The 22,329-nt window shown below is 57.4% G+C and carries 16 protein-coding genes; 11 read left to right on the top strand and 5 right to left on the bottom strand.

Features of this window, described 5'->3' with window-relative positions; genetic code table 11:
• Positions 1-12 precede the first annotated feature (12 nt).
• The 10 genes from FZF01_RS14410 to selB all read left to right on the top strand — a co-directional run bounded on the left by FZF01_RS14410 (position 13) and on the right by selB (position 13,730).
• The gene (locus FZF01_RS14410) at positions 13-969 is read left to right on the top strand and encodes a hypothetical protein (protein ID WP_150278914.1); all 957 of its coding nucleotides are present in this window, start codon (positions 13-15) and stop codon (positions 967-969) included.
• The gene (locus tag FZF01_RS14405) at positions 966-2,897 is read left to right on the top strand and encodes an ATP-binding protein (RefSeq protein WP_150278913.1); all 1,932 of its coding nucleotides are present in this window, start codon (positions 966-968) and stop codon (positions 2,895-2,897) included. The genes FZF01_RS14410 and FZF01_RS14405 overlap by 4 nt, the downstream gene beginning before the upstream one ends.
• A 130-nt stretch (positions 2,898-3,027) precedes the next feature.
• Complete coding sequence (locus FZF01_RS14400; protein WP_150278912.1) at positions 3,028-4,596, top strand: class I adenylate-forming enzyme family protein; 1,569 nt, start codon at positions 3,028-3,030, stop codon at positions 4,594-4,596.
• Positions 4,597-4,851: 255 nt separating this feature from the next.
• A complete protein-coding gene (fabA, locus tag FZF01_RS14395; RefSeq protein WP_150278911.1) occupies positions 4,852-5,367 on the top strand; it encodes a 3-hydroxyacyl-[acyl-carrier-protein] dehydratase FabA in 516 nt (171 codons plus the stop codon).
• Between the two features lie 11 nt (positions 5,368-5,378).
• A complete protein-coding gene (gene fabB / locus FZF01_RS14390) occupies positions 5,379-6,596 on the top strand; it encodes a beta-ketoacyl-ACP synthase I (protein WP_150278910.1) in 1,218 nt (405 codons plus the stop codon).
• A gap of 261 nt (positions 6,597-6,857) precedes the next feature.
• Positions 6,858-8,294 (top strand): methyl-accepting chemotaxis protein, encoded by a 1,437-nt coding sequence (locus FZF01_RS14385; RefSeq protein ID WP_223825536.1) that lies wholly within the window; start codon positions 6,858-6,860, stop codon positions 8,292-8,294.
• 136 nt (positions 8,295-8,430) lie between these two features.
• On the top strand, positions 8,431-9,867 hold the full coding sequence (locus FZF01_RS14380) for a thioredoxin domain-containing protein (RefSeq protein ID WP_150278908.1): 1,437 nt from the start codon (positions 8,431-8,433) through the stop codon (positions 9,865-9,867).
• Positions 9,864-10,394 (top strand): UGSC family (seleno)protein, encoded by a 531-nt coding sequence (locus FZF01_RS19750; protein ID WP_308420837.1) that lies wholly within the window; start codon positions 9,864-9,866, stop codon positions 10,392-10,394. Before FZF01_RS14380 ends, FZF01_RS19750 begins: the two co-directional genes overlap by 4 nt.
• Before the next feature lie 97 nt (positions 10,395-10,491).
• On the top strand, positions 10,492-11,889 hold the full coding sequence (gene selA / locus FZF01_RS14365) for an L-seryl-tRNA(Sec) selenium transferase (RefSeq protein WP_223825535.1): 1,398 nt from the start codon (positions 10,492-10,494) through the stop codon (positions 11,887-11,889).
• Positions 11,886-13,730: a selenocysteine-specific translation elongation factor gene (gene selB / locus FZF01_RS14360; RefSeq protein WP_150278905.1), complete on the top strand. Its 1,845-nt coding sequence runs from the start codon at positions 11,886-11,888 to the stop codon at positions 13,728-13,730. The genes selA and selB overlap by 4 nt, the downstream gene beginning before the upstream one ends.
• Here the strand turns inward: selB and FZF01_RS14355 are convergent.
• Both FZF01_RS14355 and FZF01_RS14350 read right to left on the bottom strand, forming a co-directional pair.
• Positions 13,727-14,905: a multidrug effflux MFS transporter gene (locus tag FZF01_RS14355; RefSeq protein WP_150278904.1), complete on the bottom strand. Its 1,179-nt coding sequence runs from the start codon at positions 14,903-14,905 to the stop codon at positions 13,727-13,729. The two genes, selB and FZF01_RS14355, sit on opposite strands and share 4 nt — an antisense overlap.
• A 157-nt stretch (positions 14,906-15,062) precedes the next feature.
• Positions 15,063-16,496, bottom strand: coding sequence for a sodium-dependent transporter (locus FZF01_RS14350; RefSeq protein WP_150278903.1), 1,434 nt, complete (start codon positions 16,494-16,496; stop codon positions 15,063-15,065).
• Between the two features lie 86 nt (positions 16,497-16,582).
• Between FZF01_RS14350 and FZF01_RS14345 the strand changes: the two genes are divergently transcribed.
• Positions 16,583-18,364: an ABC transporter transmembrane domain-containing protein gene (locus FZF01_RS14345; protein WP_150278902.1), complete on the top strand. Its 1,782-nt coding sequence runs from the start codon at positions 16,583-16,585 to the stop codon at positions 18,362-18,364.
• 13 nt (positions 18,365-18,377) lie between these two features.
• On the opposite strand, the gene FZF01_RS14340 is transcribed toward FZF01_RS14345, so the two are convergent.
• From FZF01_RS14340 to FZF01_RS14330, 3 genes are all read right to left on the bottom strand, one after another.
• Positions 18,378-19,565, bottom strand: coding sequence for a MalY/PatB family protein (locus FZF01_RS14340; protein ID WP_223825534.1), 1,188 nt, complete (start codon positions 19,563-19,565; stop codon positions 18,378-18,380).
• 54 nt (positions 19,566-19,619) lie between these two features.
• Positions 19,620-21,755 (bottom strand): 5-histidylcysteine sulfoxide synthase, encoded by a 2,136-nt coding sequence (ovoA, locus tag FZF01_RS14335; RefSeq protein ID WP_150278901.1) that lies wholly within the window; start codon positions 21,753-21,755, stop codon positions 19,620-19,622.
• Positions 21,756-21,907: 152 nt separating this feature from the next.
• Positions 21,908-22,156 (bottom strand): DUF2789 domain-containing protein, encoded by a 249-nt coding sequence (locus FZF01_RS14330; protein WP_150278900.1) that lies wholly within the window; start codon positions 22,154-22,156, stop codon positions 21,908-21,910.
• Positions 22,157-22,329 lie beyond the last annotated feature (173 nt).

Raw genomic sequence — 22,329 nt, 5'->3', positions numbered from 1 at the left:
CAGTACTGACTGATGACAGACAGGCACAAGGAATGTCGCCATGAACAATACCTGGGCGCCCGTATCCGAGCGCTGGCAATGAGATTCGCCTGCCATATTTTGCTGTTATGGCTGAGCTCTTTGGCCATGTATTCACAGGCTGCAACGCTCATGGTCATCGTGCCAAGCCCAACAGCCCTGACTGAAGAGTTCGTCGACGAACTGACACGCGAGCGAACTGGAGACAAGATCCTGGTGCACAGCCTGGATACGGAACCACCCAATATGGCGGTCAACGCCGACGTTATCATTACCATGGGAGTCGCAAGCCTTGAGCGGCAACTGGCGAAAGGTAGCTCCACACCCGTCATAGCCACTTATGTCAGCCAGAGCAGCCTTAATGAATCAGCGTTAAAGGAATTGCCCAGGCATGCCCGCGTCATTCTGGCCAATCCCAAGCCGGAACGTCAGCTGCGCCTGGCCAAGCTGCTCATCCCGCGCTTGCGCACAGCTGCACTGCTGCACAGCTCTGTCGATACGGATCAGCTCAGCCACTGGATAAGAGCGGCTGACAGCAACGACGTCAAGCTGAACATTGCGGAGTTGGCTGCACCCGAAGACCTTGCCCGCACCCTGGTCAGCACGCTTGACCGAAGCGACGTACTCATGGGGCTCGACGACAGAAGCATCTTCAACGCAGACAACCTGAAGACCATTCTACTGACAAGCTACACGCGCGACCGGGTATTGATTGGCCCGAGCGCTCCTTTCATCGCGGCTGGCAGCCTCAGCACTACATTCAGCTCGCCAGCGGACATGGCCCGCAGCGTTGATTATCTGCTGGACAATCCCGCCTCGGATGCGCGCCTGGAATATCCGCGTTTTTTTTCCGTTCTCAGCAACCAGCAAGTCGCCCGCTCCATGGGCTTCGCACCGCCAGATGATGCTGCTCTGGCCGCAGAGCTCGTCCGCGTGGAGGACACCCAATGAGTCTCTGGCAAAGCGGCAGCATTCACAACCGGCTGATCGGTATTGCACTTTTTCCCGCGGTACTGCTTGCCTTGGTGGTATTTGCCTACTTTCTTGCGGAACGGCTCGACGACGTCGAACGGCAGCTTACGGAAACCGGGGAACTGATCGCCGAGCAACTGGCACCAACCGCCGAATACGGCGTGATCAGCGGCAATATCAGTACGTTGGAGAGCCTCATCAGTGGCGTTCTTGATACTCCCCACGTACTTAGTGTTGAGGTCTTCGATGATCACGGCAACCGGCTGGTCGCACTGCCGCCGGGTACAGCTGGAGCAGATGACGAAACCATACGGTATTTTTCCGCAGCGATCCGCCGCCAGCAGATCCCGCTCAAGAACGATCTCTTTCTATTGGACAGCGCACCCCAGATCAGCGACAGCTTCCGCTACCTTGGCCAGGTGCGCGTAGGCCTGAGCGAAAGCGCATTTAGCAGCAGGCAACACGAAATCCTCTACCGTGCGCTTATCCTCGCAGCGCTGGTAATGGTCGCGGCGTTATTTCTGGCCTTGCGTTTGGCCAAGGCGTTATCCGAGCCGCTCGCCCGCATGAGCACAGCAGTCCAGCGACTCAAAGAAGGCAATCTGAAGGTACGACTGGAAGAGGGCGAACAGCACGAAATCGGTCGATTGATGCACAACATCAACACACTTGCCAGCACACTGGAGCGCTCTGCCAGCGAGCAGAACCGCACCATGGCCGAGATGGCTGCAGCACGGGAAGAGGCAGAGACCGCCAACAATGCAAAGTCCGAATTTCTCGCCATGATGAGTCATGAGCTGCGCACGCCCATGAATGGTGTTTTCGGCATGCTTCAGTTGCTTGAAACTACCAGCCTCAGTAGTGAACAGACCGAATATGTGCAGATTGCTGGCGAGTCCACAAATCATCTGTTGCGTGTTATCAACGATATCCTCGATTTCTCGCGTATCGAACACGACGCGCTGGAGCTGGAACAGATCCCTTTTGATCTGGCAGACCTCATTGATCACTCGGCAGTCATCTTTGAACACACGGCAGCTCAGCAGGGTTTGCAAATGACCATGCAACGCAGCGGTGACCCGCAATCACCCAGGGTTGTTGGCGACCCCACTAGAATCCGCCAGATTCTGGTAAACCTGATTGGCAATGCATTGAAATTTACCGAGCAGGGCAGCATCGAAATTACCAGTAGTTGGCATCGGATGTCTGCCAACAGCCTGTGGCTGGAATGTCACGTCAGTGACACCGGCATAGGGATCTCCCCACAAAAGCTGGAAAGCATGTTCGATGCATTCCGTCAGGCAGACAACAGCACTTCACGACGGTTTGGCGGCACCGGTCTGGGGTTGTCCATTGCCCGGACATTCGCCGAGAAGATGGGCGGCCAACTGACTGCAAGCAGTAAGGAAGGCGAAGGTTCCTGTTTTACCCTCGGCATCCCTCTGCCCCTTGCCGAAGCAGGATCCGATATAGTCACAGTCGAGAACCTGCCAGAAAAAATCGTGTATAGCCCCCGACCCTTGCTGCTCATCGAGGATAATCCGGTGAACCAGATGGTTATCGAGGGCATGCTGCGCACGCTGGAACACAGCGTCATTACAGTTGAAAACGGCCAGAAGGCGCTGGATATTCTCGGCGAAGGAGTACAGGAGTTCTCTGTCATTCTGATGGACTTGCACCTGCCCGACATTGACGGCATCAGCGTCTTTAGGCGCTACCTCGCAGAGTGCGAGACACGGGGTATCCGACCAGCACCTTGCATTGCCCTGACCGCCAGTGCCTTCGAGGAGGACCGCCGGCTGTGTATCGAGGCAGGCATGCAGGACTTTCTCAGCAAGCCGGTGTCGCGTCAGGCCCTGCAACGCAGCCTCGACACCTGGCTACGCATTGATCAAAACAATCATTGATGATCCTGATTGCCTGACATTTCGTGCCTGTCAAAGCGTGTGCGGAGAAGCGATACTAAGCGGCTATTAAGTTACCGCAATGCCTGAAGGCATCTCCATACCATACCAACCAGCACAGGGCCGACCGTCAATGAGCGCTACAGCAATTACGCCTGTTACCCTCGATACTCCATTTTGTCTGCTTCCGGAACTCATCGCTCGCCACGCCGCAGAACGCGGTGATCACCCAGCCCTCGTCCAGGAAGGTAAGCAACTCAATTTCCGCGAACTGGATCAACAGGCAAACCGGGTAGCCGCCGCATTGCAGCGCGACGGGCTGGTTGTCGGTGACAGCATCGCCATCTGTGGCAGCAACTCGATTGCCTATGCCCTTTTGTATATAGGCGCTCTGCGTGCAGGCGTTGTGGTCGCGCCGCTCGCCCCCTCTTCTACTCCTGAAAGCCTGATGACCATGATTCGCGACTCGGCAGCCAGGCTGGTGTTTGTTGATCAGGCTGTTGATCAGGCACTGGCAACGATCGATGCCGCCAAACAGATTCGCCTGTTGAGCATGGACGACAGCCGGACGGATGAAAGCTTCAGTGCCTGGCTGGACAATGCTGTACCCAAGCCGGTTAACATCACTGCAGAGATGCCATTCAATATCATCTATTCTTCCGGTACTACGGGCGAACCAAAGGGCATCGTGCAGTCACACGGGATGCGCTGGTCACATATTCAGCGGGGACTGGTGTTCGGCTACGGCCCCGATTGTGTCACCCTCATTTCTACGCCTTTGTACTCCAACACTACCCTGGTTTCATTTCTGCCCACGCTGGGCCTGGGCGGTACTGTCGTATTGATGTCCAAGTTTGATGGTGCGGCTTATCTGAAACTGGCAGAGCAGCATCAGGTGACACATACCATGCTGGTACCGGTGCAATATCAGAGGCTCATGGCTCGGGAGGATTTTGATAATTACGACCTGTCGCATTTTCAGATGAAATTCAGTACCAGTGCACCCTTCCATGCCGAACTCAAGGCCGACATTCTGGCGCGCTGGCCGGGTGGTCTCATCGAGTTCTACGGTATGACAGAAGGCGGCGGGTCTTGCATGCTCGCAGCCCACCAATTCCCCGACAAGCTGCACACCGTGGGCAAGCCGCTAGAGAACCACGATATCCGCGTAATTGATGAAGAATGCAAGGAGCTGCCGCTCGGCTCGGTTGGCGAAGTTGTGGGGCATTCCCCGGCAATGATGACCGGATACCTGAACAAGCCGGAGAAAACAGCTGAGGCCGAATGGTACGACTCCGAAGGCAAGCGCTTTATTCGCACTGGCGATGTCGGCAGATTTGATGAAGATGGCTTCCTTACCCTGATGGATCGCCGTAAAGATATGATTATCACAGGGGGATTCAATATCTATCCCAGTGACCTGGAACTCGAGCTACGCAAGCATCCGGATTTGCAGGACGTCACCGTCATCGGCGTACAGTCCCGCAGCTGGGGGGAAACACCGGTAGGCTATGCAGTTCTCAAGCCCGGCACCAACACCGAGGCTGACAGCATTCGCGAGTGGTTCAACCAGCGCGTTGGCAAGACCCAGCGTCTGAACCGCCTGATTCTGACTGACGAACTTCCGCGCAGTGCCATTGGCAAGGTATTGAAACGCGAGCTGCGCGACCAGTTCCAGGAACAGTTCGGCGAGCTCGATTGAATTACCAAACCCATTCCTGCCAGCTCCAGTCGGGCTGGCGGGGATTGATCCAGATCAGCTACGCCGGTTCGAGCGCGACAGAAACTTTGTTCTCAGCAGTCATCGCAGGTATCCTCAACGCCTGAGCTGCCGGCGTAGCGCATTTTTGTGACTTTCCAGTCGGGCGGGCAGTCTAGCTTACGCTGACGAGTCGCTATTGCACTCGTTACGCAGAAACCATACCGCCCCACCGAACGGGGATGAGCAGGAGCGAACATGTCTAAACAGAATGCGTACAACCGGGAAGAGCTGCTTCAGTGCAGCCGTGGCGAGTTGTTCGGACCCGGAAACGCACAACTACCCGCCCCCAACATGCTGATGATCGATCGTATTACCCACATCAGCGACACTGGCGGTAAATATGGCAAGGGCGAAATAGTCGCCGAACTCGATATACATCCCGACCTGTGGTTCTTTGCCTGCCACTTCGAAGGCGACCCTGTCATGCCCGGTTGCCTTGGCCTGGATGCCATGTGGCAACTGGTAGGCTTTCACCTCGGCTGGTTGGGTTACGCAGGCAAGGGCCGCGCCCTGGGCTCCGGCGAAGTGAAATTCTTCGGCCAGGTTTTGCCCAGCGCCAAGAAGGTCACCTACACCATACATATCAAGCGCACTATCAACCGCTCACTGACCCTCGGTATTGCCGACGGCAGCATGGCCGTCGATGGCCGCGAGATCTACACCGCTGAAGGTTTGCGTGTAGGTCTGTTTACTTCTACCGATAGCTTCTGAGGATTCTCACCATGCGTCGTGTCGTCATTACCGGAATGGGCATTATCTCCTGCCTCGGTCAAGACCTTGAAAGCGTTGCCGCCAGCCTTAAATCCGGCAAATCAGGTATCCGCCATAACCCCTCCTATGCGGAAATGGGCTTACGCAGCCACGTATCCGGTAGTGTGGACATTGACCTTGATGCCGCCATTGACCGCAAGGTCAAGCGCTTCATGGGCGACGCCGCTGGCTTTGCCTATCTGTCCATGCAACAGGCGATAGCCGATGCCGGCCTGACTGCCGAAGAGATCAGCCACCCTCGCATAGGGCTGATCGCCGGCAGTGGCGGCGCCTCGACCCTGAACCAGATGGAAGCGGTCGACATTCTGCGCGAAAAAGGCGTTAAGAAGATTGGACCCTATCGCGTACCCCGCACCATGGGCAGCACCGTATCAGCCTGTCTTGCAACACCATTCAAGATCAAGGGCATCAACTACTCGATCTCCTCGGCCTGCGCTACCAGCGCTCACTGCATTGGCAGCGCAATGGAGCAGATTCAGATGGGCAAGCAGGACATGGTCTTTGCTGGCGGCGGTGAAGAGGAGCACTGGTCCCAGTCAATGCTGTTCGACGCCATGGGCGCCCTCTCTACTCAATACAACGACACCCCGGAGAAAGCTTCACGGGCTTATGACTCCAAGCGGGATGGTTTCGTGATTGCCGGTGGCGGCGGCATGGTCGTGGTCGAGGAGCTCGAGCATGCCCTGGCGCGCGGAGCAAAAATCTACGCTGAAGTGGTTGGTTATGGCGCCACCTCCGACGGCTATGACATGGTCGCACCCAGCGGTGAAGGCGCAGTACGCTGCATGCAGCAAGCACTGGCAACCGTGGAAGGCGACATTGACTATCTGAACACGCACGGCACCTCCACTCCGGTCGGCGACGTCGCAGAACTGAAGGCTATTCGTGAGGTGTTTGGCGACAAGCCGCCAAAGATCAGTTCGACCAAGAGTCTCACTGGCCACTCCCTGGGTGCTGCTGGTGTACAGGAAGCCATCTACTGCCTGTTGATGATGCGCGACAATTTCCTTACCGCCTCCGCGAACATCGATGAGCTGGACGAAAACGTCGGCAGCCTGCCAATTCTTCGCGAAAAGGCTGATCAGGCCGCGAACCTGATGATGTCCAACAGCTTTGGTTTTGGCGGCACTAACGCTACGCTGGTGCTGAAGCGTTGGACCAACGCCTGATCTCTGGTTAACAGCAGCGCAGTTGTAACCCTTCGGGCGGCCTTGGCCGCCCGAAGTCGTTGTGGTGTCTGAAAATCGGGCTACGCCCCAATTAAGCGCTTACCGCTCGAAGATGGCGCAGCTCCACAACCTTGCTGTTATTTCGCAGCTGATTGCATGCCCGCTAGCGCTTACCCGGCGCTGGCATCTTCCTTGCTTAAGCTGATGGCAGACATAGGTAATATCAATCTGACATCCCCCCCCCCCCCGCAAGGAGCTGCCATGGGCATTTTCAACCTCAACCGAAACGGCAAAACCGACACACGGCGGCTGGATCGCTTATTTCAGGATATGGATCTGAGCCTGGAGATCCCAGCTCAACCTGGGCTGATTGGCAAGCTTGGGCATTTCACCGCCAAGCTACAGCAACGCATTACCTTGAGCTTGCACGCAGCGGTGGGCATAGCCTCCCATGCACCTCAACTGGCCAGAATTGCGCGTACTACTGAAATCCATGGAGAACAACTGGCGCAGTCTTCCGAACTAATAGCCAGCGCTGTAGAGGAAATCAGCGCCAGTCTCGAGGCTGAGCTGGTCCCGGGGGCCACTGCTGTAGCTGACCTTTCCAGCGATGTCACCACTCAGCTCAAAGACTGCACCAGTGAGAGCCAACTGGTGCTCAGGCAGGTGCAGACTATTCAAAATACGGAAGAGCAGCTAGCCAGTGAAATCATTCAGTTAGGCAAACAGATTGAGGAGGTCAACCAGGTTATTGTCATGATTGCGACCATTTCCCAGCAAACCAATCTGCTGGCATTGAATGCCGCCATTGAAGCTGCTCGCGCCGGAGAACTCGGTCGAGGCTTCGCGGTGGTCGCAGACGAAGTCCGACGCCTGGCGGGCAACACCACTGAAGCAACCAATCAGGTCAGCCAGATCATCGACGGCTTTCGATCCAGTATGCAGCGGTTACACCAAGCAGGCGAATGCATGCATCAGGCAGTCGTCGATGGTCAAAAAGGTATTCAGAGTGTAGACCAGGGTCTTATTGAAGCCACGAGCGCGATGGAACGGCTGGATCAACGCGTTGCCGGTATGGCCAGCGGCACTGAGCAAATTGGCGCAGCAGTACGCTCTGTCAGTAAGGACGTACAGAACGTAGCTGATGTGGCAGGTGAGTTGCAGCTTGGCGCCACCGCGGTGCGCGAGCATAGTGATGCCGTACGCAATGAGAGCGACAGGCTATTGGAGGGTCTTGGCGATTTCCAGCTTGGTATCCACCAGCAGATTCGCAAAAGCGTTACAGCCCTGGCCGCAGAGCCCTCCATGATCGCCAGCATTCGCGATGCAGAGCGGGCCATGCAGCAATGCATCGCCCGCGACAATCGTCTGGAATTGCTGTATCTCGTGGGCGCCGATGGCATCCAGGTCAGTGAAAACATCTTGGCCGCAGATCTGCCTGTGGCCAAGAACAGCGTGCGCGGCAAGAACTGGTCCACGCGCCCATGGTTCCGTGCGGCCAAGGAACAGCTAGCTCCCCACATCAGCCCGGTGTACAGATCATCTGCGACGGACGCATTCTGTTTTACGCTCTCTACTCCCGTATTCGACATGGAAGGTCGATTACGCTACGTACTGGGCGCAGACGTGCGCCTGTCCGCATTACTGACGGACGTGACTGCAAAGGGTCGTGGAACTCGACCAAGCCTCGCTGTTTGAAACGGGTTTACGGGCACACGACTGCAGCAGATCTGGCATAGACGCGGTCGTGTGTCTCGATTTGCGACAACAGCCCTGCCCCATCAAACCTGATGATAGTGCTTGCCTGACAGGCATAAGCTGCTACAACTCTTGTATGCAAACACTACCTGATGGACTCATCGTTATCCTCAAGCGCGCTTGTCCAACCTGCGCCCTCATTGAACCCGTGCTCGCCCAGTTGGCTGGCGGGTCGCTGCCATTGACTGTCATAGTGCAGGACACCGCTGATTTCGACGTGGGCCGTGGCCAGCAAATTGCTGATGACAGCCTGGAATGGTCCTGGCAACTCAACTGTGAAATTGTGCCGACACTGATCCACCGTGCAAAAGGTGCAGAAGTTGATCGCACCTACGGCTGGTTTCGAGAAGACTGGGAAAAGCTCAGCGGCGTATCCGGGTTAGGTGCTGATCTACCCGCATCTCGCCCAGGGTGTGGGTCCAAAACCCAGGATCCAGGCGTCGCCGACCGCCTGGCCATCCGCTTCGGCGCGGTCAAGTTCAATTCCCGCGAAGTGGAAATCGGCGAAAGCGAAGATCCCATCGAAGCCTGTCACGAGCGTGGTTGGAGCGATGGCCTGCCAGTCGTTCCACCGACGCCGGAACGCGTCTATCGCATGCTCCAGGGCACCACTCGCAAAGCCGACGAGGTATTGGGATTAATGCCGCCGGACCTGGTGCCCTGCACCGTCGAGAAGGTGGCGATCAATGCGGTAATGGCTGGCTGCAAACCCGAATATATGCCCGTGGTGCTGGCCGCGGTCGAAGCTGCACTGATTGACGAATTCGGCATGCACGGCCTGCTCTGCACCACCATGTTTGCCAGCCCGCTGGTTTTGGTGAACGGTCCGGCGGCCAAGCGTGTAGGCATGAATTCCGGCGTCAACTGCCTGGGCCAGGGTAATCGGGCCAATGCCAGCATCGGGCGCGCCCTGCAACTGGTGGTGCGTAACATCGGCGGCGGCCGTCCCGGCGAAATTGATCGCGCCACCATGGGTACTCCGGGCAAGTACACTTTCTGCTTTGCAGAAGCAGAGGACAGTGATTGGGATTCCCTGGCGGTGGAGCGGGGTTTCAGCGCAGACCAGTCGGTCGTCACCCTGTTCGCCGCTGAAGGGGTGCAGGCGATCGTTGACCAGAAATCCCGCACACCCGAATCCCTGGCCCGCAGTTTTGCATTGTCGCTACGCTCGGTTGACCACTACAAGCTGGTGATGCACGGCGATGCGATGCTGGTGGTATCACCGGAGCATTGCCGCGTATTTACCGATGCCGGCTGGAGCAAGGCGCGCCTGCATGAGGAGCTAGGCAGGTTATTGACCCTGCCAGGCAAGGATCTGGTCATGGGCGCCCAGGGTATTACCGAAGGCATGCCGGAGAATTTCGCTGGCGCTGATTTACCCAAATTTCGTCCTGGTGGATTGATGATCGTGCGGGCCGGTGGCCCGGCCGGTCTGTTTTCCGCCGTAATCGCTGGCTGGGCTGCGTCTGGCCCAACCGGCTCCACCCCGGTTAGCAAGGAGGTATTGGCATGACATCGCCAACCGTACTGCTCGACCCAACCGCCGAGCGTTCTGCGGCCAGCCGAAGCCTGACAGCCCGGCCGGCGACCCTCGACGGGCTTACTGTCGGCCTGCTGGACATTTCCAAGGCACGCGGCAACGTGTTGCTGGATCGCCTGGACGAGCTTCTCAGTGAGCGCGGAATCGAAGTGAAACGCTATCGCAAGCCCACATTCGCTCGCATTGCACCCACTGATCTGAAACAACAGATCGCCAGTGAGTGTGACGTGCTCGTTGAAGGGTTGGCCGACTGAGGCTCCTGTACCTCGTGCTGTATGCATGATATAGGCGACCTGGAAGGCAGACAGATACCCGGAGTAGGCATTGCCTCGACCGAGTTCATCGACGCGGCAAAAATGCAGTCCAAGGCATTGGGGATGGAGCCGAAGATGGTTTTCGTCCAACACCCGATTCAGGACCGTACCGATGAGGAACTCAGGTTGCTGGCAGACCAGGCACTGGACAACATTCTGCAAGCATTGACGTTGCAAGGCGCGTGATCAAGACGGGCCCTGCCCGTCTGGAGACTTGGCTGATGACCCCGCAGGTGTCATCAGTCGCGGCTCTTTGTCTATTGATCACGAGGCCTACCTTACAGTGTCAATCACCAAGCTGGACACCCGCCGTACCCTCCCCGCCATGGACCAGATACTAGGCTGGCCGCTCATACGCGTGCTCGCAGAACAGCATGGCCAGACGCTGGTCAAATGTCTGGTAAACCAGCAGCTGGATCTATTGCGCAAAGCGCAACAACCCTGTGAGCCTGTTCAGTTTGCCGCCAACGTCGAGCAGCACATCCATGGATATCTTTCGCCTTCCCTGCGCAAGGTTTTCAACCTGACCGGCACTGTGCTGCATACCAATCTGGGACGCGCGCCACTCCCCGAAGAAGCCATACAGGCCATGTGCGACGTGTCCCGGGGCGCGAGCAACCTGGAGTTTGATCTGGGCAAGGGCAAGCGCGGCGACCGCGACAGTCATGTAGAGCAGTGGCTGTGTCGTCTGACCGGCGCCGAGGCAGCTACCGTGGTGAATAACAACGCCGCCGCGGTCCTGCTGACGCTCAACACGCTGGCCAAGGGTAAGGAAGTTCTCGTCTCGCGTGGGGAGCTGGTGGAAATTGGCGGCGCATTTCGCGTGCCCGACATCATGCGCCGTGCGCAGGCAAAACTGCACGAGGTGGGCACCACCAATCGCACGCACCGGCGCGACTACGACGAAGCAATAAGCCAACGCACCGGTCTACTGATGACCATCCACACCAGCAATTACGTTATTCAGGGATTCACAGCCAGCGTCGCCGAGCATGAGCTGGCCGAAAGCGCCCACGCCCACGGCCTACCCTATGCCGTGGATCTTGGCAGTGGCAGCCTGATCGATATGCGGCAATGGGGTCTACCCTATGAGCCGACGCCCATGGACAGTCTGCGTGACGGCGCGGACCTGGTGACCTTCAGTGGCGACAAATTACTCGGTGGTCCACAGGCCGGAATTATTGTTGGCAAACGCGAACTGATCGAGAAGTTGAAAAAAAACCCGCTCAAACGAGCCTTGCGCTGCGACAAGGTCACGCTGGCAGCGCTGGAAGCTGTACTGCGATTATATGCCAGCCCGGAAACCCTCAGTCAGCGCTTGCCTGCACTGCGCTGGCTGAGCAGACCCCACCTGGATATTACCGCGCAGGTGGAGCGTCTGCTTCCTGCGATGCGGCAGTGGGCGGGTGACCGCGCCACGGTCAGCAGTGTGGCGGTCATGGGTCAGATAGGCAGCGGGTCACTGCCGATCGAACGTTTACCCAGTGAAGCAATCGCCTTCACTCCTGCCGGGCCCGCGCGTTCCGCTAATCGCCAATTGCGCGAACTGCAACGGGCCCTGTTGAATATGCCAGTACCCGTAGTCGGGCGGATTCACGACAGCCGTCTGCTTCTCGACCTCCGCTGCCTGGATGAGGAACAACAACTGATCGACCAGCTTGCCCGCGATAAGTCGACATGATTGTCGCCACTGCAGGCCATGTGGATCACGGCAAGACAGCCCTGATCAAAGCGCTGACAGGTCAGCATACCGATCGCACAGCCGAGGAACTGCGCCGCGGCATCAGTATCGAGCTGGGTTACGCCTACCTCCCGGGCGACACCGGGCAGAGCATTGATTTTGTTGACGTACCCGGCCATGAAAAATTCATGCGCACGCTGCTTGCGGGTGTCGGCTGTGTGGATGCATTGATGCTGGTCATTGCTGCAGATGATGGTGTAATGCCGCAAACACGGGAGCACCTTGCGCTGGTTGGACTGCTTGAAATCCCGCGTCTACTGATCGTGATCAGCAAGACTGGCCTGGCAACATCGGACCAGATAGTGGCAATTGAACGGGATGTTCTGAGCCTCATAGAACAACAGAATCTCCCTGCGACGATATGTTTACATGTCGACAGCCTGCTTGGTACTGGAGTCGAGGCAGTTGGTGCGCAGTTACAGTTATGGGCGTCCATTACCCCGAAACCCAACTCCAACGAACCGGCACGACTGGTTATTGACCGTCACTTCAAGCAACCCGGACTTGGTTCAGTTGTTACCGGCACGCTGCTGGGGGGGCAGATTGGAACTGGTGACTTTTTGCAGCTGTCCGATAACGGCGCACTCGTGCGGGTACGGGGTATCCAGATTCATCACCGTGAAGCGAAGCAGGCAAGTGCCGGCCAGCGTTGCGCCCTCAACCTCAGCGGCGACCTGCAAGACGCAGCTTTAGGGCGCGGCAGTCAGCTGCTGGCCAAGGGTTCGTGGGCGCCTACCAACCGCTTTGATGCGCGTCTTTATCTGCAGGAACACAACCTGCGCGGTACAGTACAATTGCATATCGGCAGCGCAGTGGTAGGCGCTCGCCTGGTGCCGCTGAAGGGATTGCAATCATCCGATAGCTACGGCCAGTGGGTCCTGGAGCAGCCCCTGTGCTGCTTTCACGGAGACCGCTTCATTGTTCGCGACCCCGCTTCCAGAACCTTGCTTGGCAGTGGCGTTGTCGTTGACCCCTTTGCGCCCCAGCGCGGGCGCCAGAAGCCTGAACGCCTAGCCCTGATCAGAGCCATGGATCAGGTCGGCCCCGATCAGGCACTGGAAACCATGCTCGATGTTCAGTCAGAGGGCGTCGATACCCAGCGTTTCATGCTTAGCCGTCGGCTGAACTCTGTTCCATCCATTTCCACGGATACGCTGCAGATTGGCGGCTGGTTATGGACCCGCGCCAACCTCGAGGCCCTCATACAACAGGCCATAGCTGCGGTCAGTCACTATCACCAGATCAACCCCCAGCTGCTCGGGCCTGTTCGAGCGCAACTGGGGAAGCAATTGGGGCTGACAGCAGATAGCCGGACACTGGCAGCTATCCTGCGCCTGGCACTGGACAGGAATCACCTGAGGCAAACCGGACCTTGCCTGCACTTGCTGACCCATACCCCACAGCTCGATGCACAGGTAACTGACTGGTTCGACCGGGTCCGGCCCGCGTTTGTTGAGTGCAGCCCCCGCCCGCCGGTAATCGGGGACATGATCAATCAACTACAGGTCGACAAACATGTACTACTGGACTGGCTGGATCGGCTGAGTGCAGCGGGGCTGCTGGTTTTTATAGCCCGTAACCGCTATCTGCTCCCCGCAGATGCTGACCGGCTATTGAATGTCGCGCGGGGTCTGGCAGCAGAGCAGCATGATGGGCATTTTTCCACGGCGAACTTCCGTGATCGCAGCGGCATTGGTCGCAACCACAGCGTGGCGGTGCTGGAGTACTTTGACCGTGCCGGCCTCACCCGTGCTTCAGGCAACACCCGGATACTGCGCTAGAAGTCGAGCCCACCTGCCCGACGGGCCTGGCGCGCCATCAGGACCACCAGTACCCCACATACAGCCATCACCCCTGCCATGGGTACCGCAGTGCCATTATGCAGAATACCCACGAGGGCTGAAGTAATACCCGCAATGATGAACTGCATGGTCCCCATCAACGCTGAAGCCACACCAGCCTGGTGCCCATGGCCCGCCATGGCGCAGGCCGACGAGTTGGGTAACACCAGAGCCACCACTGCAACGCTGCCGAACAAGGGCAACAGCAAGGGCCAGAGCGCGTCTGGTTGCCAAAGTGCCGTGCCCAGAAGCCACAACGTACACAACAGATAGATGAGCGTCGTGCGCTGCAATAACTTGACCGGCGGCCGACGCCGAAGCATTCGGCTGTTGAACTGGGCAAACAGAATGAAGCCCGCGGCGATGGCACCGAAGAACCAGCCAAAATGCTCCGCTGGCACACCGTACAGCTCGATAATCACAAAAGGCGAACCAGCGATATAGGCGAACATGCCCGAGATTGCAACGCCACCCGTTAGCGCATGAAACATGAATACCGGCTCACGCAGCAACTGCTTGTACCGGCCAAATGCGCTGGAGAGCGGCGCTGGCGGCTGCAGATTGGAAAGCGTCTCACGCAGGCCAAAAAACACAGCAAAGGCGAAGAGTGCGGAAAAACCGGCAAGGAACAGAAAGATCAATGGCCAGCCACTGAGCTTCAGCAGCAGACCACCGCCCAGAGGGGCGAGAATGGGTGCAACACCCATTACCAGCATCAACTGGGAGAATGCCTTGGCAGCATCGATGGGCTTGCACAGGTCCCGTACTACCGCCCTGGTCACGACCATGCCAGCACAGCCACCCAGTGCCTGGGCGAAACGGGCAGCCAGCAACCATTCCAGGGTAGGAGCAAAGGCGCAGGCCAGAGAAGCAAGTGCAAAAAGACCGATACCGAAGAGCAGCGGTTTGCGGCGGCCAAAGCGGTCAGCCAGCGGGCCATAAAAAATCTGTCCCGAGGCCAGGCCTAGAAAATAGACCGACATGCTCAATTGGATATGTTCAATATCCGTCCCAAAGGAGTCAGCCATGGCCGGAAAAGCGGGCAAATAGAGATCAATCGCCAGTGGACCGAAGGCACTGAGCCCACCGAGGATGAGCAATATGTTGAAGGGCATGACGTATTCCGTTTAGCGACGGCGGAGAAAATTCCGATTCACAGAAGCGTCATGATGCCAGAAACCGGCCACAGCTGCCGGCAACAGAGTGTTGCAGCAAAGGGACGAGATGCTGGTGAAAAGCCGGACAGGCAAAGGAACCCGTCCGGCAAGGGAGTCAGCGGCGGACCAGGAATGTCCTTCCGGCGGTAAAGGCACCAATCATCAGCAAGGCCAGCACGGCGGGTGCCACGTTGCCTTCGATCTGAGGAATGGTACGCAGAAATACAAAGGCAACGGCAGTCGGCGCAACAAAGCGAACGAGGAATTGCCACACGGCAAACCAGGTTGCGTTAGTCGCCATCTGTGCCATGACCTGCTCACGCGTGAGTGCCCAGCCAGCAAACAGCGCAATCAGCAAGCCGCCCAGCGGCATCAGGATATTGGTAATGAATTCCAGCACATCGAAGGGCGAGCGGCCAAACAGCTCATGGGTAATCGTACCCTGCGACCAGACATTGAAACTGAACACTGTCAATAATCCCAGGAACCAGCAACCGACGATCATCATCAGCACAGCCAGCGGCCGACTGAAACCGAAGCGTTCGACCAGCCAGGCTGCGACCGGCTCCACCAGCGAGATGGCAGAGGTCAATGCTGCCCCGATAACAAGGATGAAAAACACGCCGCCCAACACGGAACCACCAGGTAGCTCGGCAAAGGCTAGTGGCAGGGTAACAAACATCAGACCCGGACCCTGACCTGCCTCCAGGCCACTGCCAAATACCAGGGCAAAGATAGCCACGCCGGCCATAAGGGCAATCAGGGTGTCGACCAGAGCGATGGAAATAGCAGTGCGGGTGAGCGAGGCTTCGTCAGACATATACGCGCCATAGGCCATGATCGCGCCCATGCCCAGACTCAGAGTGAAAAACGACTGCCCCATGGCTTCCAGCCATCCTTCCAGGCTGAGATCGGCAAGATTGAAGGTAAACAGGAAGCTCAAGGCAGCACCTGCATCGCCGACCATCACCGCATAACCCAGCACGACCAGCAAAATCAGGAAGAGTGCCGGCATCAGAAACCGTAGGCCGCCCTCGATACCCTTGTGCACGCCCATGCCGACAATCAGACCAGAAGCGGCAATGAACAGGGTGTGGTACAGGATCAGCAGACTCGGAGAAGCCAGCAAGGTATCGAATGAGGCGCTGATTTCGCTTGCATCAGCCCCCGCCAGAGCGCCGGAGAACATCTGCATACTGTAGTGAATCGCCCAACCGGCGATCACCGAGTAAAAACTCAGAATAAGAAAGGCCGCAGCCGCACCCATCCAGCCAATCGTACGCCAGCCTCTGCTGGTGCCGTGACTTTCGGTAAGGTGCTGCATGCCCAGAATCGGACTTTTACGACTGGAACGACCCAGTAACGTCTCGGCGATCAGGATCGGAATACCCACAATCGCAATAGTAACGGCGTAAACCAGAATAAAGGCACCGCCGCCGTTCTCGCCCACCAGATATGGAAAGCGCCAGAGGTTGCCCAGGCCGACCGCAGAGCCTACGGCTGCAAGCAGAAAGGTGCCTTTGTGGGTCCAGATATTTCGTGAGCTCATCAGAAAGGGTTCCAGGGGCTGATTATTCAGGAAAAAAACGCCGGCAAGAGTACCATAGGCGCACCAATAGCTCGACCGGATGCGCCATGAAGACCAGCCCCGCCCCAACTCGAAAAGCCCTGGCGCTAGCCCGATGGTTTGTTGCCCCCTACCGGTGGCAGGTCCTCGGAGCCATGCTTGCTCTAACATTTACTGCGGGCATTACCCTCTCTCTAGGACAGGGATTACGGCTACTGGTTGACCAGGGCTTTGCGACCCGATCGCCGGAGCTGCTCAACCAGTCTGTCGCACTTTTTGCTGTGCTGATTCTGGCGCTGGCTATAGGTACCTTCGCTCGTTTCTATCTGGTTTCCTGGATAGGTGAGCGGGTTGTTGCAGATATCCGCAGCCAGGTGTTCAATCATTTGATCGAATTACACCCGGGATTTTATGAAAGTAACCGTGGACTGGAAATCCAGTCACGCCTGACTGCCGACACAACGGTACTGCAATCCGTGATCGGCTCCACCGTCTCTATCGCCCTGCGCAATGCGCTGATGTTGTTGGGCGGGATCATCCTGCTGTTCATCACTAACCCGAAACTGACCAGCATCGTGATGCTTGCGATCCCATTGGTCATAGCGCCGATCCTGTTTTTTGGCCGGAGGGTACGCACTCTGTCGCGTCTGAGTCAGGATCGGGTGGCTGATGTCGGCAGCTATGTCGGTGAGATACTCGGACAAATCAAGACAGTGCAGGCCTATAACCACCAGGCTCAGGACAAACAGCACTTCTCAGGCGTGGTCGAAGAGGCCTTCCAGGTAGCGCGCCAGCGCATACGCCAGCGTGCCTGGCTCACATTCGTGGTCATTCTTCTGGTGCTGGGCGCAATCGGCGTCATGCTCTGGGTAGGCGGTATGGACGTCATTGCCGGACGCATCACTGGTGGCGAGTTGGCTGCCTTCGTGTTCTACAGCCTGATCGTCGGGGTGTCCGCCGGTGCTTTGAGCGAAGTGATCGGCGAGTTGCAGCGCGCAGCAGGAGCCGGGGCGAGAATTGCCGAACTGCTGCGCACCGAACGTGAGATAGCCGCCCCACCGGAGAGCGAACGTTGCGAACTTCCCTCTGAGGTACCAGGCAACATCGCGTTCGAGAACCTGAGCTTTGCCTACCCTGGCCGACCGGAAGTCAATGCCATAGACGGCTTCAACTTGCGGGTTCAGCCTGGTGAGACCCTGGCACTGGTCGGACCCTCCGGTGCCGGAAAATCCACCCTCCTTGATCTGCTACTGCGTTTTTTTGATCCGTCGGCAGGGCGTATCACACTGGAGGGTTGTGATATCCGGCAACTGGACCCGCCCGATCTGCGCTGTTGCTTTGCCCTGGTTTCACAGAATCCCGCGCTCTTCCACGGCACTGTTGCCGACAATATTCGTTACGGCCGACCTGAAGCAGGCATGCCCGAAGTGATTGCTGCAGCCCGCGCAGCACATGCCGACGAGTTCATTCAGCAGATGCCCCAGGGCTACGACACGCACCTGGGCGACGCCGGACTGGGTCTATCCGGCGGCCAGAAGCAGCGACTGGCGATCGCCCGCGCACTGCTCACCGATGCACCGATCCTGCTCCTGGACGAAGCGACCAGTGCGCTGGACGCCCAGAGTGAGCACCTTATCCAGCAAGCCTTGCCGCAACTGATGCAAGGCCGCACCACGCTGGTAATCGCCCACCGTTTGGCTACCGTGCAGCATGCGGACCGGATTGCCGTGATTGATGGTGGCAAGCTTGTCGCCCTCGGAACCCACAGCAAACTGATCGAAAGCAATACCCTTTACGCGCGACTGGCACACCTGCAGTTTGGCGCAGCGGAGTCGTCAAAGCGAAACTGAGCCGCCTTTATATTCAGGTACGTTTCAATTCACGCACCGCCTGGGCAATACGCTCCATAGCCTGCTGAACTACTGCGCGCCGGGTACCGATATTGAGCCGCATATAACCGCTACCGGCCTCACCAAAACTCACCCCGGGGTTCATTCCAACCCGCGCCTCACGAATGAAAAACCTCTTCAACTCCGAGTCACTCATACCCAGGTCGCTGCAATCGAGCCAGAGCAGGTAAGTGCCCTCGGGCTGGTCCATGCGTATCTCGGGAATATGCTCGGTGAGATAACCACTGACCAGTTGCACATTGCCCTGCAGGTAGTCGAGCAACGCATCGAGCCAGGGCCCGCCTTGGCTGTAGGCAGCCTCGAAGGCAGCAATACTGAACGGATTGGCCGGTTCTATGTGCATCGCCTCGAAAGTGGTTTTCAAGGCCTGGCGGTGCGCCGGATCAGGAACGACCAGGGCCGACAGCCCCATGCCCGCAATATTGAAGGTTTTACTCGGCGCCACTGCAGTAATGATCTGGTCTTGCTCGGTTGCCAGTGCAGCCAGCATTGTGTGGCTATGGCCGGGGAATGTCAGGTCGCAATGGATGTCGTCGGAGAGAATCAGAAGGTTGTGCCGTCGAGCGATGTCGAGCAACGCGCGCAGCTCGCCTTCGCGCCAAACCCGGCCCACCGGATTGTGCGGTGAACACAGCGCGAGCACCCGCGCCTGAGGGGCGCATTGCTCGAGCTGCTCAAGGTCCATGCGGTACTCACCATCACGGCGTACCAGGGGATTGAGCACAAGCGAGCGACCGGTTTTGGCTGCGGCGGCAAAGAACGGCGGGTACACGGGCGGCTGCACGATGATACCCTCGCCTTCTGCTGCAAAGGCCATGGCAACGGCGTGCAGGGAAGGTACTACGCCCGGTGCCAGCATGATCCACTCGCGCTTGATCTGCCAGTTATGTCGCTGTGCAAACCAGTCGATCATCGAGTGATACAGGCTGTCGGGGAACAGTGAATAGCCGTACACGGGATGCTGCGCCCGCGCTATCAAGGCCTGAACCACCGCCTCTGGAGCAGCGAAGTCGGTATCCGCTACCCACATCGGCAGTACATCTTCGCTGCCGAAAACCGCGTTGAGCGCATCAAATTTTACCGAGTTGGTATTGCTGCGCTCTATTTGCTGATCAAAATCGATTATTGAATTTACCGCCACTGTATTGCTCTCCCGCGCGTTGCCGTTATGGCCGCCGAGCAGCAAATCGGCAGCTCAGCGGATTCTCTCCCAGACGGTGACTTCGGAAAAACTGTGCTGGAATTTGTGTTGCGTTTCGCGAATCACGAACTCCAGTTTCCGCGGATCACCCACCTGCACGAAGTGGCTGCCCAGTATGTCGCGCAACCCGTCCAGTGTCGTGTAGCTTTCACCGTCCTTCTTGTATCCGCCAATCCACTGCGCCTTCGGCGTGTGTTCCTCCAACCAGGTGTAAGGAGATGCCACGACCAGCAGTCCGCCAAGGTTGATACGCTGATGAACCTGTCCAAGGAACTGCCCCGGATTGTACAGGCGATCAATCAAATTGACGGCCATGATCAGATCGTAGCCAGTCAATTGCGGCTTTAGATTGCACGCATCACCCTGGAAGAACGCCACCTTGCCAACAGTATCAGCCAGCCCGTGCTGTTCAAGCGTTGCCGTGCGGTAGGAGACCAGATCACCTTCCTCGGTCAAGGTGTAACGCAACACGCCCTGCTCCGCCATCTCTACACCCTGGCTGACAAAGCGGGCAGAAAAATCAACTCCGGTCACTTGATCGAAATGCCGCGCCAGCTCAAAAGTGGCCCGGCCTGATGCGCAACCCAGATCCAGTGCACTGTGTGCGGGTCGATCGCCCATCACTTCGATGCACAGCTGCGCCACGGCAGCCGGGAAGTTGGCCACATTGAACCAGGTTTCGCCGTAATGAAACTCGGCATATTCCGACATCTGTCGGTCGCTTTCGTAGTAGGCGTTTGGTTCTATTGCTTGGGCATGACTGGACACGTAACGGAACCCCGCGTGCTGGAAGAAGTGACGACGGAAGGCATAACGGGCGCTGCGCAGCGTTTCATTGCCGCAGGACACCCAGGATCCGCCCTTGATCAGATTGTGTTGGTTATCGAATGTTGGAGTAGTGAAGTCATCGTATAGCGGGTGCACCTCGAACCCGTCAAAGGGATACATCGGCGTCTCGGTCCACTGCCATACATTACCTACCACGTCGAAGAAATCACCGTGGGCAAACCTGTTGACCGGGCAGGAGGACGCTCCGTGGTCAAGTTGCAGATTGGCCGCTGCAGTGGCATCGGCGGGCACTTCATTCACACCAGCCACATCATAGAGTCGATACCATTCATCTTCAGTAGGCAGGCGGATCGGTTCGCCAGTCTGCTCGGCCTTCCAGTTACAGAAGGCCTTGGCTTCGTGGTAATTGACTTCGGCCGGCCAATCCCAACGCATCTCCACTTCATCAGTCATCAGTCGCAAACGCCACTGCGCCCCTGGCACCCAGAAAGTCGGATGAGTTGCCTGGGCAAACTGCAGCCACTGCGTACCCTCCTCGTCCCAGAAGGCGTCGTTCTGATAACCGCCAGCTTTTACAAAACCCAGGAACTCGCCGTTCGAAACCAGGTAGCGACTTGCCTTGAACTCTTCCAGCTCAGTTTCGCGCAGACCGAATTCGTTATCCCAACCGTACATGGAGGCTTTTCGCGGCTTACCCAACTGCACTCGCCCAGCCGGTACGGGCAGCAACTCATTTACAGGGGCATGGGCATGCTCATGGGAGGGCCTCCAGTCTGGGTGCGCGCGCAGGTACTCCAGGCGGTGCTGGCGAATCAGTACTGTGGAGGTTTCCAGGTGAATGAGCTCGTGTTCGATACCCATGATAACTGGCCACCAGGTACTGTCCCAGGTGATGGGCAGTTGTAGAGGCAATGTATTGATCAAGTGCAGGACTGCCGCACGCACCTTGTCACGATAGGCTTTAACTTCTGCAACGCTGGGCCAGTCGTAGTGCGTTTCATCCAGATCGTCCCAGCTCATCTCATCCACGCCTACAGCGAAGATCGACTCAAGCCTGGGATCAATACGCTCTGGCAACAACTTGGCAAGCACCAGTTTGTTAACGAAGAAAGTAGCTGTGTGGCCGTAGTAGAAAATCAGGGGGTGCCGCAGGGGGATGGCCTTCTCATAGAAAGCCTGATCACAAGCCAGGGTCTGGAAAAGCGATTCATAGCGATCTGAAACAGCAGCATAATAATCCGCTATCTCGGCCCGCTTACGTTCCGGATCCTGGCCGTCCAGAGCTGGGGTTCTTTGCAGAAGCGCTGTTCCGGAAGCATGAAATTGTTCGGCGATGGTCATTGGCAGGTCCTTGGGCGGTGGTCCGCTGGTCTTGAGTGCACCCCTAATTATGCCATCGACCCTGACGCGTGCTTACCTGAAATCGTGTGTATTCGTGTCGTCGCTGATAATGCCACCAGCCGAGCGACGGCTCACTCGGCCTCAACAACGCGTTATCGAGAAGACGTATTCTCATGCAGGCGCGCGTTCAGCTCATCAACAACGGGTGCCCATTCAGCATCCTCTACTATCTCTTCCTTGAGAAATGCTGCCTGACTCGGTGTCCAGAATGGCGCTTCGGACAGTTTCAGCTCGTCTGACAGTGGATAGTGATCTGCAATAAAGGCTTCAATGCTGGTTTCATCACCATTCATACCCAATTGCTCGAATAGTATCTGCATGTTCTTTTGCTGCGTATCCATTTCATTCTCCTGAAGGTCTTCCTGCGGATATCCACGTGCTGGCATCAGCGAGCGTGTTGCTGTTCATTAGGAGGATAGCAAACGCAATCAGTTCCATAGCAGCGCGAGTATACAGACAAAGTTGGTTCACAACATTTCAGGCCGGACCCCCGTGGTTGCGCAGTCCGGATGCA

Source organism: Halopseudomonas salina (assembly GCF_008641105.1).
Note: the sequence above shows the minus strand (reverse complement) of the source record. Positions and strands in the feature narration are given on the sequence as shown.